General features: G+C 63.9%; 13 protein-coding genes. 10 read left to right on the plus strand and 3 right to left on the minus strand.

Annotated elements, in window-relative coordinates:
* The first annotated feature begins 108 nt into the window (after positions 1-108).
* On the plus strand, positions 109-1494 hold the full coding sequence (locus ABFX19_RS06815; protein ID WP_346027868.1) for an MFS transporter: 1386 nt from the start codon (positions 109-111) through the stop codon (positions 1492-1494).
* Between the two features lie 5 nt (positions 1495-1499).
* On the opposite strand, the gene ABFX19_RS06820 is transcribed toward ABFX19_RS06815, so the two are convergent.
* On the minus strand, positions 1500-2135 hold the full coding sequence (locus ABFX19_RS06820; RefSeq protein WP_277357332.1) for a hypothetical protein: 636 nt from the start codon (positions 2133-2135) through the stop codon (positions 1500-1502).
* Between the two features lie 173 nt (positions 2136-2308).
* Between ABFX19_RS06820 and ABFX19_RS06825 the strand changes: the two genes are divergently transcribed.
* The 8 genes from ABFX19_RS06825 to ABFX19_RS06860 all read left to right on the plus strand — a co-directional run bounded on the left by ABFX19_RS06825 (position 2309) and on the right by ABFX19_RS06860 (position 14930).
* A complete protein-coding gene (locus tag ABFX19_RS06825; RefSeq protein ID WP_346027869.1) occupies positions 2309-6025 on the plus strand; it encodes a nitrate reductase subunit alpha in 3717 nt (1238 codons plus the stop codon).
* Positions 6025-7725 (plus strand): nitrate reductase subunit beta, encoded by a 1701-nt coding sequence (gene narH, locus ABFX19_RS06830; protein WP_346027870.1) that lies wholly within the window; start codon positions 6025-6027, stop codon positions 7723-7725. Before ABFX19_RS06825 ends, narH begins: the two co-directional genes overlap by 1 nt.
* Positions 7722-8399 carry a nitrate reductase molybdenum cofactor assembly chaperone gene (narJ, locus tag ABFX19_RS06835; RefSeq protein WP_277357335.1) on the plus strand — a complete coding sequence of 226 codons (678 nt, stop codon included), beginning with the start codon at positions 7722-7724 and terminating at the stop codon, positions 8397-8399. The genes narH and narJ overlap by 4 nt, the downstream gene beginning before the upstream one ends.
* Positions 8400-8401: 2 nt before the next feature.
* Positions 8402-9154, plus strand: a complete 753-nt coding sequence (narI, locus tag ABFX19_RS06840; protein ID WP_056545949.1) for a respiratory nitrate reductase subunit gamma — start codon at positions 8402-8404, stop codon at positions 9152-9154.
* Between the two features lie 21 nt (positions 9155-9175).
* On the plus strand, positions 9176-10414 hold the full coding sequence (locus tag ABFX19_RS06845) for an MFS transporter (protein WP_056545950.1): 1239 nt from the start codon (positions 9176-9178) through the stop codon (positions 10412-10414).
* Between the two features lie 57 nt (positions 10415-10471).
* Positions 10472-10921 (plus strand): RrF2 family transcriptional regulator, encoded by a 450-nt coding sequence (locus ABFX19_RS06850; protein ID WP_056545952.1) that lies wholly within the window; start codon positions 10472-10474, stop codon positions 10919-10921.
* A 105-nt stretch (positions 10922-11026) separates the two neighbouring features.
* Entirely contained in the window at positions 11027-12196 is a 1170-nt protein-coding gene (locus tag ABFX19_RS06855; protein WP_277357337.1) for a globin domain-containing protein, read from the plus strand.
* A gap of 40 nt (positions 12197-12236) precedes the next feature.
* Positions 12237-14930: a multicopper oxidase domain-containing protein gene (locus ABFX19_RS06860; RefSeq protein WP_346027871.1), complete on the plus strand. Its 2694-nt coding sequence runs from the start codon at positions 12237-12239 to the stop codon at positions 14928-14930.
* A 25-nt stretch (positions 14931-14955) separates the two neighbouring features.
* On the opposite strand, the gene ABFX19_RS06865 is transcribed toward ABFX19_RS06860, so the two are convergent.
* Together ABFX19_RS06865 and ptsP are read right to left on the minus strand one after the other, a co-directional pair.
* Positions 14956-15171 (minus strand): hypothetical protein, encoded by a 216-nt coding sequence (locus ABFX19_RS06865; RefSeq protein WP_346027872.1) that lies wholly within the window; start codon positions 15169-15171, stop codon positions 14956-14958.
* Positions 15172-15262: 91 nt separating this feature from the next.
* Complete coding sequence (gene ptsP / locus ABFX19_RS06870; protein WP_346027873.1) at positions 15263-16963, minus strand: phosphoenolpyruvate--protein phosphotransferase; 1701 nt, start codon at positions 16961-16963, stop codon at positions 15263-15265.
* A 66-nt stretch (positions 16964-17029) separates the two neighbouring features.
* Between ptsP and ABFX19_RS06875 the strand changes: the two genes are divergently transcribed.
* The gene (locus ABFX19_RS06875; RefSeq protein ID WP_346027874.1) at positions 17030-17758 is read left to right on the plus strand and encodes a TetR/AcrR family transcriptional regulator; all 729 of its coding nucleotides are present in this window, start codon (positions 17030-17032) and stop codon (positions 17756-17758) included.
* Positions 17759-17795: the final 37 nt, after the last annotated feature.

A 17795-nucleotide genomic window follows, 5' to 3' on the forward strand; every position in this document is an offset into this window, starting at 1 on the left:
CCAAAAGTTCCCTTGGTGGTGGGCGCCCTTTGACACTCCCGCAGCCGAACTCATAGTTTCGTTGTGAGACCCATGGGCGCCGTGGGCGCCTCCACACGAAGGAGACGCATGGCTGAGCAGGAGAGAACAACCGGACCTCCCACAACGGACGCAGGGGAATTCGCCACTCCGGATTCCGAAACTCCCGAAGGGAAACGGACACTTCGGAAGGCGATCGGCGCCTCCGCGATCGGCAATGGTGTCGAGTGGTTCGACTACAGCATCTACGGACTGATGGTGGTGTACATCAGTTCCATTTTCTTCCCGGGAGACCAGGCAACGGTCTGGGCGCTGGGAACCTTCGCCGTCTCATTTCTGGTGCGGCCATTCGGCGGGTTCTTCTGGGGTCCGTTGGGTGACAAGATCGGACGGAAGTCCGTGCTGGCGATGACCATCCTGTTGATGGCGGGTTCCACTTTCTGCATCGGTCTGCTGCCAACGTATGACGCCGCCGGCTTCCTCGCTCCGGCGCTGCTGGTTCTGCTGAGGTTGATTCAGGGCTTCTCTGCCGGCGGTGAGTATGGTGGCGCGGCGACCTTCATGGCTGAATACTCCCCGGACAGGAAACGCGGTTTCTACGGCAGCTTCCTGGAGTTCGGCACGCTCGCGGGGTTTGCCTTGGGCAGCCTGGTCGCTCTGTTGTGCCAATTGATCATCGGCGCCGACGCCATGGCCGACTGGGGCTGGCGCATTCCGTTCCTCATCGCGGGTCCCATGGGAGCGGTTGGTTGGTACCTTCGCAAGAAGCTCGAGGACACTCCCGTCTTCCGGGAGGCGGAGTCGAAGGGCGAAACCGAATCCAAAGCCGGGGTGGCGCTGAAGGACCTGCTGACCAAGTACTGGCGTCCGATCCTCTCGATGTCAGGGCTCGTAATCGCCCTCAACGTAGTGAACTACACGTTCCTGCAGTACATGCCTACCTACCTTCAGGTCACGATCGACATGGACGCGGACGCCACTTTTACCCTGCTGCTCATCGGACAAGTCGTGTTGATGGCCTTGATCCCCTTTTTTGGAGCACTGTCCGACCGGGTCGGACGCAAGCCTCTGTGGTGGTTCTCTCTGATCGGGCTGTTTGTCCTGGCAGTGCCGATGTACATGCTCATGGGATTGGGGTTCGGATTTGCACTGCTGGCGTTTGCGGTCCTCGGACTCCTCTACCTGCCGCAGCTTGCGACCATTTCGGCGATGTTCCCATCCCTGTTTCCCACCCACGTACGGTTTGCCGGCTTTGCCATTACCTACAACGTCGCCACTGCCCTGTTCGGCGGAACAGCCCCGGTGGTCAACGGAGCACTCGTGGAAAGCACCGGGAACAATCTGGTCCCGGCCATGTACATGATGGGCGCGTGCGTGATCGGAGCTCTCGCGCTCATCAAGACTCCCGAGACCGCGGGCCTCTCGCTGCGCGGACGCAACACACCCGGCAGCAAAGTGGCGGCAGAAGCTGCCTAGCGGCGTCAGGTACCGGAAACTGCCGTTGATTCGGTGAGCGGCAGCACCGTCGTCGTTACGTCCACCACCTGCGGCTTCTTCGGCACCGAGCTGAACCCGAACCGCACGCGGGGACGCACGCTCGTGAGCTCGCCGAGTGGATCGCCCGCCCACGACGCCGTTGCGGCGGTGATGACCCGGGCGCCGGTGACGCCGTAGAACTGCCGGCGGCCGTCCTTCGTGGTACCTGCTGTGCGCACGCCGGGCATGATGATTTTGGAGATGGGGTTGATGGCAGTCAGCCAGCGCGGATGGGTGGCGATCATGGTAGGAATCAGGCCGAGCACACGCCCGACGACGGTTGACTCACCCAGTTCCGCGCGGATACTGAGCGGGCCGGCATCGAGGGCGAGCGAATCCTCTCCCATACTGACTGTCAGCGGAACGGTGCGCACAATGTCGAAGGAATAGGCTCCGGACACGTAGTCGGCGACGGCCGACGTCGGAGCGAGCAGCGTGCGCGTTCCTTCGGCGCTCTGCACCATCACGTCGGTGAACGCACCGTACGGGGACGCGCCCCACATGCCGATGACGATGCGCACTCCCGATGTGGTGCCCAGGCTGGCGATGTGTCCAACGAATTGTTCGGTCTCGGCGCTCATGGTTTCCATTATGTACGGTGTGCGTTCGGCCGCCGAGAACCGGAGGCTGGTGCGCCCGATGTTGATGCGCCCGATCGAACTTGTTGCCCGCAAATACCACACATTTGCGTTGACTTATTCCAAACAGCTGAGAAACGCTGGTCAGTAATACTTGCCTCGCCTAGGTTAGTTTTATGGCACAGGGACCTGTTCGTGCGGGGCTTGATGGTACGGCCTCTGACGCGTTGTTGAAGCTGGGGCGTTTCTTCAGCAAGTGGGAAGAAACCGATGACGGCCGGGCGGTTTTCAGGGAAGGCGGAAGAAGCGGCGACATCTTCTACCGGGACCGCTGGAGCCATGACAAAGTGGTCCGCTCCACGCACGGGGTCAATTGCACGGGCTCGTGCTCCTGGAAGGTGTACGTCAAGGACGGCATCATCACCTGGGAATCGCAGCAGACCGACTACCCTTCCGTAGGTCCCGACAGCCCGGAATATGAACCGCGCGGCTGTCCGCGCGGAGCGGCCTTTTCCTGGTACACCTATTCCCCAACCCGGGTCCGCTACCCGTACGGACGCGGTGTGCTCATTGAGATGTACCGGGAGGCAAAGGCCCGGCTGAAGGACCCGGTGCTGGCATGGGCAGACATTGTGAACGATCCCGACCGGCGGCGGCGCTACCAGCAGGCCCGCGGCAAGGGCGGCCTCGTCCGGATTCCCTGGCAGGAAGCAATCGAGATCGCCGCGGCTGCGCATGTCCACACCATCAAAGCCCACGGACCGGACCGGGTGGCCGGCTTCTCGCCGATTCCCGCGATGTCCATGGTGTCCCACGCCGCGGGTAACCGCTTCATCCAGCTCATCGGCGGAGTGATGACGTCCTTCTACGACTGGTACGCGGACCTGCCGGTGGCCAGCCCGCAGGTGTTCGGTGACCAGACGGATGTTCCGGAGTCGGGCGACTGGTGGGACGCGACCTACCTGATGATGTGGGGCTCGAACGTACCTGTGACCCGTACGCCGGACGCGCACTGGATGACGGAGGTGCGTTACCGCGGAACCAAGGTGGTCTCGGTGAGCCCCGACTACGCGGACAACACCAAGTTCGCCGACGAGTGGCTGCCTGCCCAGGCAGGCACGGACGCCGCGCTGGCCATGGGCATGGGCCACGTGATGCTCAAGGAGTTCTTCGTGGACCGGGAGGTCCCGTTCTTCCGCAACTACGTCCGCCAGTTCACGGACCTGCCATTCCTTGTCCGGTTGGAACAGCACGACGGCGGCGCACTGGTCCCGACCAAATTCCTCACCGCCGCGGATCTGAGCTCACATGCTCCGGGCGAGGATGATGCGTTCAAGACGGTCCTGTTCGACCAGAAGACCGGCCGGGTCGCCGTCCCCAACGGCACCATGGGACACCGCTACAACGACGGCGGCATGGGCAAGTGGAACCTCGACCTGGGAGAGATTGACCCCGCGCTGTCCATGCTGGAAACCTCCGGTGCCGGCAGCGCCGAGATCCTCATGCCGCGCTTCGATGACCCGTCCGGCGAGGCGGGAGTCCAGCGCCGCGGCGTTCCCGTTCTGGAGGTCGAAGGGCACCTCGTCACCACGGTGTTCGACCTCATGCTTGCCCAGTACGGTGTGGGCCGCGAGGGGCTGCCGGGGGAGTGGGCGGGCAGTTACGACGATGCTTCTACTCCCTACACGCCGGCGTGGCAGGAGGAGATCACGAGCGTCCCCGCGCAGGCCTGCATCCGGGTGGCGCGCGAGTTCGCCCGCAATGCCGAGCAGTCCAACGGCCGCTCGATGATCATCATGGGCGCGGGAATCTGCCAGTGGTTCCACGGGGATGCAACCTACCGGGCAGTGTTGTCGCTTCTGATGCTCACCGGGTGCATGGGCCGCAACGGCGGCGGTTGGGCCCACTACGTCGGCCAGGAGAAATGCAGGCCGATCACCGGATGGATCTCACTGGCCAACGCGTTGGACTGGTCCCGGCCGCCGCGCACCATGATCGGCACGGGTTACTGGTACATGCACACTGACCAGTGGCGCCAGGACGGCTACTCCGCTGACGCGCTGAAGTCACCGCTGTCCACCGGAAACCTCGACGGCATGCACACCGCCGATGCCCTGGCGCAGTCCAACCGGCTCGGCTGGATGCCCTTCTACCCGCAGTTCGACCGGAACCCGCTGGATCTGGCCGAGGAAGCCCAAGACGCGGTGGATCGCGGTGAGGTGGCCGACGCGCCGTCGTACATTGCGGATCAGCTGAAAAGCCGCAAGCTCAATCCCGCCATTGAGGACGTCGACTCCCCGAAAAACTGGCCGCGCACCCTGATGCTCTGGCGGTCCAATCTGTTCGGAAGCTCGGCAAAGGGAAACGAGTACTTTCTCCGCAACCTGCTCGGGACCCACAACAACGTGATGGGCGAGGACCATTCCAGCGGCCAGCTTCCCGAGGACGTCACGTGGCATGAGGAAGCGCCGCAGGGGAAGCTGGACCTATTGGTCACCGCGGACTTCCGGATGACGTCGAGCACGCTGCTCTCGGACATCGTCTTCCCCGCCGCAACCTGGTATGAGAAACACGATCTCTCCTCCACCGACATGCACCCATTTGTCCACGCCTTCACCCCGGCTATTGACCCGCCGTGGCAATCGAAGTCGGATTTTGAGACCTTCCACCTGCTGGCCAGGGAGTTTTCCCGCCAGGCCAAGACGCACCTCGGTGTGCGCAAAGACCTGGTGAGTGTGCCGCTGCAGCATGACACCCCCGGGCAGGTTGCTCAGCCGGGAGGTGTGGTGCGTGATTGGCGCCGGGAGGACATTCCGGCTGTTCCCGGCCAGAACATGCCCAATTTCCATATTGTCGAGCGGGACTACACCGCTATTGCCGACAAGCTCGCGTCCGTGGGGCCGCTGGCCGACACGCTGGGCTTCACCGTCAAAAACATCACTTACCGTGTCAAACGGGAAGTTGACCGGCTGGGGCACTCAAACGGGGTCATGCAGGGCGGCGCGGGCAACGGCCGGCCGGCGATCGACACCGATTCGAAAATGGCTGAGGCAATCCTGGCGTTCTCCGGAACCACAAACGGTGAGCTTGCCGTCCAGGGTTTCAAGGACCTCGAGAAACGCACCGGAGTGAAGTTGGCGGACCTGGCGGAGGGGTCGGAGGAGAAACGCATTACCTTCGCCCAGACGCAGGCAGGACCGGTTCCTGTGATCACCTCGCCGGAATGGTCCGGCTCGGAGACCGGGGGCCGCCGTTACGCTCCGTTCACCGTCAACGTTGAACGGTTGAAGCCTTGGCACACACTGACGGGACGCATGCACTTCTTCCTGGATCACGACTGGATGCGTGACGTCGGGGAGGCCCTGCCCATCTACCGGCCGCCGCTCGACATGAACCGGCTGTTCGGTGAGCCGAAGCTGGGCCCCGACGGCACCAGGGAAATCACGGTACGGTACCTCACCCCCCACTCGAAATGGTCCATCCACTCGGAGTATCAGGACAACCTGCTGATGCTTTCGCTTTCACGCGGCGGCCCGACCGTCTGGATGAGCCCTGCGGACGCTGCCTCCATTGAGGTGAAGGACAACGACTGGGTTGAGTGCGTCAACACCAACGGCGTACTGGTCGGCCGGGCGATCGTCAGCCACCGGATGCCGTCCGGCGTCGTTTTTGTCTACCACGCACAGGAACGGACGATCGATGTACCGAAGTCCGAGGCGACCGGCCGGCGCGGCGGAATTCACAACTCGGTCACCAGGCTGCTGGTTAAACCGACCCACATGATCGGCGGCTACGCCCAGCTCGCCTACGCCTTCAACTATCTGGGCCCAACGGGAAACCAGCGGGACATGGTTACGAGGGTCCGCCGTCGTTCACAGGAGGTGAAGTACTGATGCGTGTCATGGCTCAGATGGGCATGGTGATGAACCTGGACAAGTGCATCGGGTGTCACACCTGCTCGGTGACCTGCAAGCAGGCCTGGACCAACCGGGCGGGCACCGAGTATGTCTGGTTCAACAATGTTGAAACCCGGCCCGGGCAGGGGTACCCCCGGCGTTACGAGGACCAGGATAAATGGCGCGGGGGTTGGGAGTTGAACAAGCGCGGCCGCCTGAAGCTGAAGGGCGGCGGGCGGCTGAAGAAGATGCTTGGGCTCTTCGCGAGTCCCGTGCAGCCTGAGCTGGCCGACTACTACGAGCCCTGGACGTATGACTACAAGAACCTCGTGGACGCCCCGCTCGGCGACGACTTCCCCGTTGCCAGGCCGAAGTCGCTCATCACCGGGGAAGACACCAAGGTGACCTGGTCCGCCAACTGGGATGACAACCTGGCCGGCACAACGGAGATGGGCCATCTGGACCCGATGGTCGAGAAAGTCCGAAAGGAGTCCGCAGACAAGATCAAGTTCGAGTTCGAGCAGACCTTCATGTTCTACCTGCCGCGGATCTGCGAGCACTGCCTCAACCCCTCCTGCATGGCCTCCTGCCCCTCCGGCGCTATCTACAAGCGGGTGGAAGACGGAATCGTGCTGATTGACCAGGACCGCTGCCGCGGGTGGCGTCAGTGCATCACGGGCTGCCCGTACAAGAAGGTCTACTTCAACCACAAGACCGGGAAGGCGGAGAAGTGCACGTTCTGCTACCCCAGGATCGAGGTGGGACTGCCCACCGTATGCTCGGAAACTTGTGTTGGCCGCCTGCGCTATCTGGGCCTGTTCCTGTATGACGCAGACAAAGTAACCGAAGCGGCATCGGTTCCGGATGACAAGGACCTTTACCAGGCGCAGCTGGACGTACTGCTGGATCCCAATGACCCGGCCGTGGTTGCGGCTGCCCGCGAGCAGGACATCCCGGACGACTGGATCGATGCCGCGCAGCGCTCGCCCGTCTACGCGCTCGCGAAAGTCTACAAGATAGCCCTTCCGCTGCACCCGGAGTACCGCACCATGCCAATGGTCTGGTACGTTCCGCCGCTCTCTCCGATTGTTGACCTGCTGCGCGACCAGGGGCATGACGCTGAAGACCACGGAAACCTGTTCGGCGCCATCGACGAGTTGCGCATTCCGGTTGAGTACCTTGCCGAGCTTTTCACCGCGGGCGATTCCGAGATGGTTACCGGTGTGTTGAAGAAGCTCGCTGCCATGCGCTCCTATCTGCGCGGCATCAGCCTGGGCAACGATCCGGACGATTCCATTCCGGCTTCCGTCGGGATGGAGGGCGAAACGATGTATGAGATGTACCGGTTGATGGCTATCGCCAAGTACGACGAACGCTATGTGATTCCGAAAGCCCACGTGGAGCAGGCACACGATCTCGAGGAGCTGGGATGTTCCCTCGATTTCGACGGCGGCCCCGGCATGCAGGACTCCCCCTTCGGGGAGGCCAGCGGCGTACCGACACCGGTCGCAGTGGAAACGTTCAATGCGCTGCAGCAGCGGCAGACCTCCGACGCTCCCGGAGGTCGGGAGACGCTGCGTGGTCGGGTCAATCTGCTGAATTGGGACGGCAATGGAGTGCCTGAGGGCATGTTCCCTGACCAGCCGCGCGATGATCCGCAGGAATACGATCACTCCGATGGGAAGGAACGGCGATGAGCAAGCTCTTTGGCGGCTGGACGTCGAAGAGGTCTACGCAGGAGGGACGCGAGGGAAGGGAGGCCGTCACCTACCTCGCCGCGGCCTGGTGCCTGTCCTATCCCGATGAGGAGCTGCTCGGCCGGATCCCGCTGATCCGGGCGGCTCTCTCCGAGCACGACGGCGCGCTTGCACCATTTGAGTCCGTCCTCCGTCAGCTCGAGACCAGTGCACTGCCCGAGGTCCAGGCGACGTATGTGCAGGAATTCGACCTGAGCCGGCGGCACTCGCTCCATCTGTCCTACTGGACCGACGGCGATACCCGGCGCAGGGGCGAGGTGCTGGGCGAATTCAAGCGGGTGTACCGGCGCAGCGAGGTGTTGGTGGACCTGGACGGTGAATTGCCTGACTACCTGCCGATGGTCCTTGAGTTCGCAGCCACGGTGGACCCGGCTGCAGGAAGGGATCTGTTGCTGGGATTCCGCCCGAGCGTCGAACTGATCCGGTTGGCTCTCGAGGACGACAAGCTGGCGCACGCCGACCTCGTGCGTGCAGTGTGCGACACCCTGCCCGGCCCGTCACCCGCGGACCGCAACGCCGTCATGCGGCTGGCCAGACAGGGGCCGCAGACGGAATCCGTGGGCCTCGATCCGTATGATCCGCGCCTGCTCCCCCTGAGTTCATCGAAAGGTTGACCATGGACGTCCTGCTCTGGGGAATTGCCCCGTACGTCTCAATGGCGGTGCTCATCGGCGGGCTCATTTGGAGGTACCGCTATGACCAGTTCGGCTGGACGACGCGCTCCTCGCAGCTGTACGAGTCCCGGCTGCTGCGGATCGGATCACCGCTGTTTCACTTCGGCATTCTGGCGGTAGTGGCCGGCCACTTCTTTGGTCTGGTCATTCCCATGTCCTGGACCGAAGCAGTGGGGATGAGTCAGGACTTCTATCACTTCAACGCGCTCTTCGTCGGGGGGATTGCAGGAATCGGCACTCTTGGCGGGATCGCGATCCTGATCTACCGCCGCCGTAAGACAGGCCCTGTCTTCATGGCGACAACACGCAATGACAAGATGATGTACGTGGTTCTCGCGGCCGCGATCGTCTTCGGATTGTGGACCACGCTGGCGAGTGTCTTCCTTGGCGGGCACGGGCACAACTACCGTGAGACGGTAGCGCCCTGGTTCCGTTCCCTCTTCATTTTCCAACCAGACATTGCATCCATGGCGGCCGCTCCGTTCTCCTTCCACCTGCACACGCTGGTGGGCATGCTGCTGTTTGTCATCTGGCCATTCACCCGCCTGGTGCATGCGTTCACTGCTCCCCTCCATTACCTGTTCCGGCCCTACATCGTCTACAGGTCGAGGGATCGCAGAGGTTCGGGCAGTTCACCCTCGCGTCGGGGCTGGGCGCCCGTCGGTACACCGGACCGCGATAACCGCAGGCGATAAGGACGAGGCAGAGGGGAAGAGATGGGTCCACAGACGCCGGCCAGCGCAACTCCGCCGGCTACCCATACACCGGGGAAGACCCGCAACCTGGCGCTGGCAACGCTCGCCTCAGTGGTTGGTTTCCTCGCGTGGACGGTCATTGCACCACTCAGCGGCACGTACACTGCGCAGCTGGGCCTTGCCCCCTCCGCAACGGCAGCACTGGTAGCGATGCCCGTGCTGGTGGGGTCGGTCGGGCGGATTGTGGTCGGTGTCCTCACGGACCGTTACGGCGGAAGGGTCATGTTCACTGCCGTACTGCTCGCAGCCGTCCCGCCGATCCTGCTGGTGGCCCTGGGGGGAACCATCAATTCCTATCTCCTCCTCATTGCGGCAGGGTTCCTGCTGGGGATCGCCGGAACCGTCTTCGCCGTCGGGATACCTTTTGTCTCCGCCTGGTACGAGCCCGAAAGGCGGGGATTCGCCACCGGCGTCTTCGGTGCCGGCATGGGCGGAACCGCACTGTCTGCCTTCTTCACACCGCGGCTCGTGGACCTGATCGGCTATCTTGCCACGCACCTTCTCATTGCCGGGCTGCTGGTGGCCACGGCCATCGTGGTGTGGCTTTTCATGCAGGAGGCACCTGCGAGACCGTCGGTCCCGTCAACCGGAGTCGCCGCGAAACTCCTGGGCGCCGCCCGGCTGGGAGTGACGTGGCGGATGTGTTTCCTCTACGCCGTGGTCTTTGGCGGGTTCGTGTCATTTTCGACCTACTTGCCCACCTACCTGCGGGACATCTATGAGTTCGACCTCACGGCGGCCGGAACACGCACAGCGGGCTTTGCTCTCGCGGCGGTGCTGGCTCGCCCGGTGGGCGGTATCCTGGCGGACCGGATCGGGGCGAAACCAGTGGTTCTCACCTCCCTTGCCGCTGTTGCCATCCTCGCCTGGGTGGTGAACCTCAAGCCGGCCGGCGAGGTGCCGGCGGGGCTGACCTTCCTTGCAATGGCTGCGGCGCTCGGTCTCGGTGCGGGCGGCGTCTTCGCATGGGTGGGGGTACTGTCTCCGCCGGAGAAGGTAGGTGCGGTTGCAGGGATTGTCAGCGCTGCGGGCGGTTTGGGCGGCTACTTTCCGCCATTGATTATGGGCGCCACCTACGACGCCGAGGACAACAGTTACTTCATCGGGCTGATGTTGCTCACGGTCACAGCACTGGTTGCGCTCCTTTTCACTCTCTTCGCGGTGAAGGGCAAGCCCGAAAACTCTCAGCCGCCGTCCTGACCCGCGGAGCATGGGGTGGCGGTGCATTGATTTTGTTAGCTGACCTAGACTTAAAGCATGAGGATCAACGCGTTTGCAGACGTATGCCTGCGCGCAGTCATGCTGCTGTCGGCGGCCCCGGAAGGGGACCTGCTCACATCCCGGGACATCGCGGACGGCATCGGCACTCCTTACAACCACGTCAGCAAGGCCATCGCGCGTCTGCGTACGCTTGGACTCGTTGACATTACGCGGGGACGCAGCGGGGGCGTGACCCTCAGCCAAGCCGGGCGGCACGCCACGGTGGGTTGGCTCCTCAGGCAGCTGGATGACCGTGCCGATGTCGTCGACTGTGAAAGTGCCGCAGGCGGATGCCCGCTGAACCATCGCTGTTCGCTGCGCGCTGCACTGCGCCGGGCACGCGAGGCCTTCTACTCGGAACTGGATGACCTCGTCATTTCAGAACTGCCTAGAACGGAGCAGATGGGCCCGGTCTTCGTGACTTTGCACACACGTAAGTCGGCCTGACAGCTCAAATTCAAGGAACTTTCTACGTGGTGTAGAAATCCCTGCAAAAACTGGTATCAGAAATGCTACTTTTCTTGTGTAAGCCCTTCTACGCAGGAGAAAACGATGCTCTCGGACCAGTCCTTTCCCATTATTGAAGCCACCCTCCCGCTCGTTGGAGAGCGCATGCCGGGCATCGCAAAGAACTTCTATGGGCGCCTCTTCGCAGCGCATCCCGAACTGCTGGACGGTCTGTTCAGCCGGGCCAATCAGAAGAACGGCTCCCAGCAACAGGCGCTCGCCGGAAGCGTTGCCGGATTCGCTGCGCACCTGGTCCGCAACCCGGACACCTACCCCGAGGTGATGCTTTCGCGCATCGCACACAAACATGCCTCCCTGGGAATCGCACCCGAACAGTACGACGTCGTCTACAAATACCTGTTTGAGGCAATCGCCCATGAGCTCAGCGACGTCATCACCAGCGAGATCGCTGCTGCCTGGAGCGAGGTGTACTGGCTCATGGCCCACGCCCTTATCAAGATCGAAAAGGGGCTCTACGCCGAACAGGCCAACACTCAGCCCTGGAGTTCCTGGACCGTCGTCGCCAAGCAGCCGGCGGGAACCGCGGCCATGACCTTCACGCTTGAGCCGGCGGATGACACGCCGGTAACCCTCGCCAAGCCCGGTCAGTTTGTCAGCGTCCGCGTGCAGTTGGCCGACGGCCTCCGTCAGGTGCGCCAGTACTCGCTGTCGGCGGAGACCAGCTCCCGCCGGCGGGTCTTCACCACGAAGCGCGATGACAACGGAGAGGTTTCGCCGGTCCTGTACAACGACGTCGCTGTCGGGGACGTGATCGAGGTATCCAACCCATATGGTGACGTCACTCTTGCTGACGGGAACGCGCCGCTGGTGCTCGCCACCGCAGGCATCGGCTGCACTCCGTCAGCGTCCATCCTGCGCTCACTGGTGGAGCGCGGCTCTGAGCGTGAGGTCCTGGTGCTCCATGCCGAGCGCAGCCTCGACCAGTGGGCGTTGAAGGACCAGATGAATGCCGACGTCGATGCACTCACCGGCGCCCGGCTGACACTATGGCTGGAGAACCCGACCGGCACTGCACACCCCGGGTTCATGTCCCTGAAGGGGCTGGACATTCCCGATGGCGCGTCTGTGTACCTGTGCGGTCCGCTTCCCTTCATGAAGAACATCCGCGCGGAGGCGCTCGCCGCCGGGGTCCCGGCCGACCGCATCCACTACGAGGTCTTCGGTCCTGACCTCTGGATGAATTCAGCCAACTGATCCGGTGGGCGGCTAGCACCATGAAGCGGCGGTAAGCACTATGAGAACGACGACGACGACGACGACGGGCCGGCTGCCGGCCGCACGGGCGTCCTGGCATCGGAAGGCCAGCAGGCCGGTGCTGGTCTGGTTTGTGCTGCTGCTAGTGCTGGCGCTGGTTCACCGGTGGGTGCCGGAGTCCCGCTGGTTGCTGGTCCACATGTTCGTGCTGGGAATGGTCACGAACTCCATCCTCATCTGGAGCCAGCACTTCGCAGAGGCTTTGCTGAAGAACCGGCTCGGCGAGGAGCAGCGGAACATCCAGGTGCTCCGCATCCGTTTGCTGAACCTCGGCATCGCAGCCACTGTTGCGGGTGTACTGACCGGCATCTGGGCGCTGACGCTGGTGGGCGCCGTCGTTATCGGAGCCATGGTGACCTGGCATGCAGTGTCCCTGATGCAACAGCTGCGGACGGCTCTGCCGTCCCGCTTCGGGTCAACGATCAAGTACTACATCGCAGCCGCGCTGTTGCTGCCGGTCGGTGCTGCCTTCGGCGCAGTTCTGGCGTACGGGCTCGATGAGCGCGCGCATGCGCGGTTCCTGCTGGCTCACCAGGCGCTGAATGTGCTGGGCTTTGTCGGTCTCACGGTCATCGGAACGCTGGTGACGCTCTGGCCGACCATGCTGAGGACCCGCATGGTGGACGGGCTTGCGCGCGCGGGGCGCTGGGGTCTCGCGGCCATGCTCGCCGGGACGCTGTTGACGACCGTTGGGGCGCTGGCTGGGTGGGCCGTTCCCGCTGCGCTGGGGGTGCTCGTCTACCTCGACGGCATAGTGATCACCGGGTTCTACTTCGTCAAGTGCGCCCTGCAGAAGCGGCCCAACGACTATTCCACATTCTCTGTGGCTGCGGGACTGTTCTGGCTCACCGGTTCACTGCTGGGACTCTTCCTCCTGATCGTCACCGGGCCGGCGGACCCGGAGCGGTTGCACCTGCTCACCGTTCCGGTGGTTGCCGGTTTCGCCGCCCAGGTACTCCTGGGCGCCATGAGCTTCCTGATGCCCACCGTTATGGGCGGCGGTCCGGTGGCTGTCCGCAACGCGCTGCAGGAAACCAACCGCTTCGCGATGCTGCGGATCGCAGTCATCAACTTCGGCCTGCTCATCTTCGTGTTCAGTGAGGCCAGTTGGGTCAGGGTGATTACCTCAGCGCTGGTTCTCGCCGCTTATGTGTCCTTCCTGCCGCTCATGGTCCGCGCGGTAAGGGTCTCGGTGGCTGCGCGGAAAGCGACGTTCCGCGACCAGGATGGGTCCAACGGACTCCGGCGCCCGGTGCGGGTGACCATCGAGCCTCCTCCGGCTCCGCAACGCCATCTGGCCGGGGCAGCGGCCGGCATCGTGATCGTCCTGGCGGGAGCAGGAGCGGGCATCATGCTGGACCCGGCGGCGGTTGGACTGAACCTGGCCCACCGGGCCGGGACCGCCGAGGTAGAGGCAACCGGTGAAGAAACCCGCGTCAAGGTTTCTGCGCGGGACATGCAGTTCCACCCGGCGTCCGTGGACGTGCCTGCCGGGAACACGCTGGTCATCGAACTGAGCAATGATGATCCCACCACCGTGCACGACCTCGCGCTCGAAACGGGCGAACGGTCGGAGCGCCTCCGCCCGGGAGAAACAGCCATCCTGGACGCCGGCCTCATCACGGCAGGCACGGACGGCTGGTGCACCGTCGTCGGGCACCGGAGCATGGGGATGGTGTTCGAGGTCAACGTGATTGGCGGCCCCAACGATGATCCGGCTGCGGCAGCCGGGGCCAACCACGGTGGCGAGAGCAACCATGGCGGCCATGGCGGGAGCGGCGGTACCGGCGGGCCGCTCAACCTCAGCGAGGACCCCGGCCCCGGCTTTGTGGCGCGCGAAGCGGCCCTCCAACCGGCGCCGGCAGGCACGGTGCACCGCTTCACTTTCGAGATCAAGCAGGAGCAGCGCGCCATCGCTCCGGGGGTTCTCCAGGAAGCGTGGACCTACAACGGGCAGGTTAACGGCCCAACCCTGCGCGGTAGGGTCGGCGACACCTTCGAGATCACGCTGGTCAACAACGGGAGCATCGGGCATTCAATCGACTTCCATGCGGGCGCGGTCTCTCCTGACGAAGTCATGCGCTCCATCCCGCCCGGGGAATCCCTGGTCTACCGGTTCCGCGCCGAGCGGTCCGGCATCTGGCTGTACCACTGCGCCACCGCGCCTGTCTCGGCCCACATTGCCTCCGGGATGTTCGGTGCGGTGATTATTGATCCGCCGAACCTGCCACCCGCCGACCGCGAGTACCTCCTGGTGCAGTCGGAGGCCTACCTTGAGGACGGCTCCGGTGCGGTGGATGTAAGGGCGATCGCTGCGGGGCAACCGGACGCCGTCATATGGAACGGACACGCCAACCAGTACATGTTCCAGCCGCTTCAGGCGGAGACCGGTGAACGCGTCCGCGTGTGGGTGTTGGCGGCCGGGCCTTCGCGCGGTACCAGCTTCCACATCGTCGGCGATCAGTTCGACACCGTCTTCAAGGAAGGCGCCTACCTTTTGAGAAAGGACAATCCGGAGCAGGGCGGTGCCCAATCACTCGACCTTGCGCCGGCTCAGGGCGGTTACGTGGAACTTCAGTTCGACCAACCTGGAAACTACATGTTCCTCAATCATTCCCTCGCTGATGCCGAGCGGGGTGCGCAGGGGATGATCGCGGTCACCGAGGCACCGTGATGTCACCGACTCTCGTCGAAAAGCCTCACTGACCGCCCTGCTCGTCCTCCTCGTTGGTGGGGCGGTCGTCATCTGCCGCGTCAGTTGCCGCGCCCGACGGCGTTGCCCCACCCTCGCCTGTCCAGTCGCCCTGATCGCTGGCGTCGGCGGCGGGATCGGACTGGACATCCGGATCGACCGGCGGCTTGCCCGGCAGGTCCTCGTCGATTTCCTGCGGCTTGTCCGACGTGCTTTCGCTCATGGTCTCTCCTCGCGTATCCGAATAGCTGATACCTGAGTCCTATGCCCCGGCGACGGTCCGCGTCAAGGCCGTCACCGGGGCGCCGGGCAGGTCAGAGGCCGAGGTCTTCCAATACGGGTAGCTTGCCCCGCACGGCGCTCCGGGCATCTTCAGCGGTGCGCGCGGAGAGTGCAAGCTCTGCCAGTTCCTGCGCCTGCGCCAACGTCACGGTCTTGAGCACAGCTGCCACCGCGGCCAGGGACCGCGCGGTCATGGACAGCGTGGTGACGCCCAGACCCACCAGTACGACGGCGAGCGCAGGGTCCGCTGCCGCCTCACCGCAGACTCCCACCGGTTTGGCGTTACGTTCTGCGGCTGCGCCCTCGGTTGCCGCGCCTTCGGCTGAAAGGCGGACCAGTCGCAGCACGGCCGGCTGCCAGGGTGTGTTGAGCGCTGCAAGGGGGCCAAGCTGGCGGTCCGCCGCCATGGCGTACTGCGTGAGGTCGTTGGTGCCGAGGCTCGCGAACGACACCTCGCGGAGGATGGCGTCCGCGGTCAGGGCAGCGGACGGCACTTCCACCATCACGCCGGGCGTCTTCAGGCCGGCGTCGGCACACATGGAGGCGAACTTCGCAGCCTCGTCCGCCGTCGAGATCATGGGTGCCATCACCCACACGTCTGCTTCCGACTGTTCAGCGGCGCGGGCAATTGCCTCGAGCTGCCGCTGCAGCACGCCGGGGGAGGTGAGGTCCGTGCGGTAACCGCGGACCCCCAATGCCGGGTTAGGCTCCGTCGCGTCCGTGAGGAAGGGGAGCGGCTTGTCCGCTCCGGCATCGAGGGTACGGAGTACAACCTTCTTGCCGGGAAAAGCGTCGAAGACGCCCTGATAGGCAGCTGCCTGCTCATCGACGGTCGGCTCGCTGTCCCGCTCAAGGAAACAGAACTCGGTCCGGAACAGGCCAACTCCTTCGGCCCCAAGCTCGGCTGCAGCCACAGCGTCTTTCGCTCCGCCCACATTGGCGAGGAGGGGCACCAGATGACCGTCCGCCGTCGTGCCCTGGCCGTCAAAGTCAGCCAGCAGTGAAGCTGTTTCCTCCCACGCGGCAGCCGCGCTCCGTTCGGCATCCCCTGGTTCCTCGACAAGCGTGCCGGCCGCGCCGTCGACGTACACTTCCGCGCCGTCGGGCAGGTCGTCGACGCCGGGTGCTGCCACTACGGCAGGCAGCCCGAGGGAGCGGGCAATGATGGCGGTGTGCGACTGCGGGCCGCCGCCCGATGTGACGAGGGCGAGGACAACGGCGGGGTCCAGCGTGGCGGTGTCGGCCGGCGCAAGGTCCTCGGCGACGAGGACAAACGGTGTGGCGGAGGCGGGGATGCCGGGTGCTGCCTGGCCGCGGAGCTCGGCGACGATGCGGGCGCGGACATCGAGGACGTCCGTTGCGCGTTCGGCCATGTACCCGCCGAGGTTGTGCAGCATCTCGGACACTGAGGCCGCCGATTCCCAGACGGCCCGCTGGTTGGACAGGCCTTTCGCGATCAGCTTCCCGGCGCCTTTGAGCAACATCGTGTCCCTGGCCATCAGCGCCGTTGCCTCAAGGACCGCCTTGCCGTCACCTGAGGCACGCTCGGCACGCGACTTGAGTTCGTCGTGGACCGCCGTTGCTGCCTGTTTCAGCTCCGCCGTTGCCTCCTCGACGCTCACGCCGTCGGGAAGCTGTTCCCCGGCCGGAGGTTCACTGACGGGTTTGGGCATCTGGCGGGCCGGTCCGATCACTCGACCGGGGCTGACGCCTACTCCTTGAAAGTTCTGCACTGGAGGTCCTCATTTTCGTTGTGACGCAGTTCATATAGCGTTGCTATAGGTGCTAGGCTAGCGGCCATGAGTTTCGAAGGCCAGCCACCGGCGAAGATGAGACTGCTGCGTGCAGCCGCAGAACTGTTGGCCAACTCTGCTGGAGCTCCCGTTTCCACCCGCCAGATCACCCAGCTGGCGGGGGTGAGCGCGCCTACCCTGTACCACCATTTCGGTGATAAAGAAGGCCTGTTTGATGCGGTGGTTTCAGCTGGTTTCGAAGAGTATGTGGCGGGCGAGAGAGATTTTGCCCCGTCCGGACAGCCGCTGGTGGACATCCGGCGGATGTGGGACAACCACGTGCAATTCGGGCTCAACCAGCCGGAGCTCTATTTGGTGATGTTCGGCAATATCCGCCCGGAAAGCCGCCCGGCCATCGTTGCAGATGCCGAGGCGCTCATGGAGGAGATGCTGAACAAGGCCGCTGCTGCCGGCCAGTTGAGCGTTCAGCCGCGGGAGGCGGCCAGGAGCATCCTGGCAGCCAACGTGGGAGTAACGCTCATGCTGATCGCAGAAGCTGCCGTTGACCGGAACCTCGATCTGTCCACCATGACCCGGGACGCCATGATCTATGCGGTGGCTTCGGATCAGGCGGAGCAGAACGGGAACGAAACGTCTGGAAAATCGTCGGTTGTGGTGGCTGCGATCGCGTTGAATGCAGCACTGCAGTCATCGCACTCCGATCAGCTGTCCAGTTCCGAACTCAAGCTCTTCCTTGAGTGGCTCCACCGGATCTCAACCAGTTCCACCACATAGTGCTCCACATCTATCGGACCATCCTGCGCTGGCGCGG

Origin of the sequence: Arthrobacter parietis (genome assembly GCF_039530425.1) — a bacterium.
GTDB classification, from domain to species: domain Bacteria; phylum Actinomycetota; class Actinomycetes; order Actinomycetales; family Micrococcaceae; genus Arthrobacter_D; species Arthrobacter_D parietis.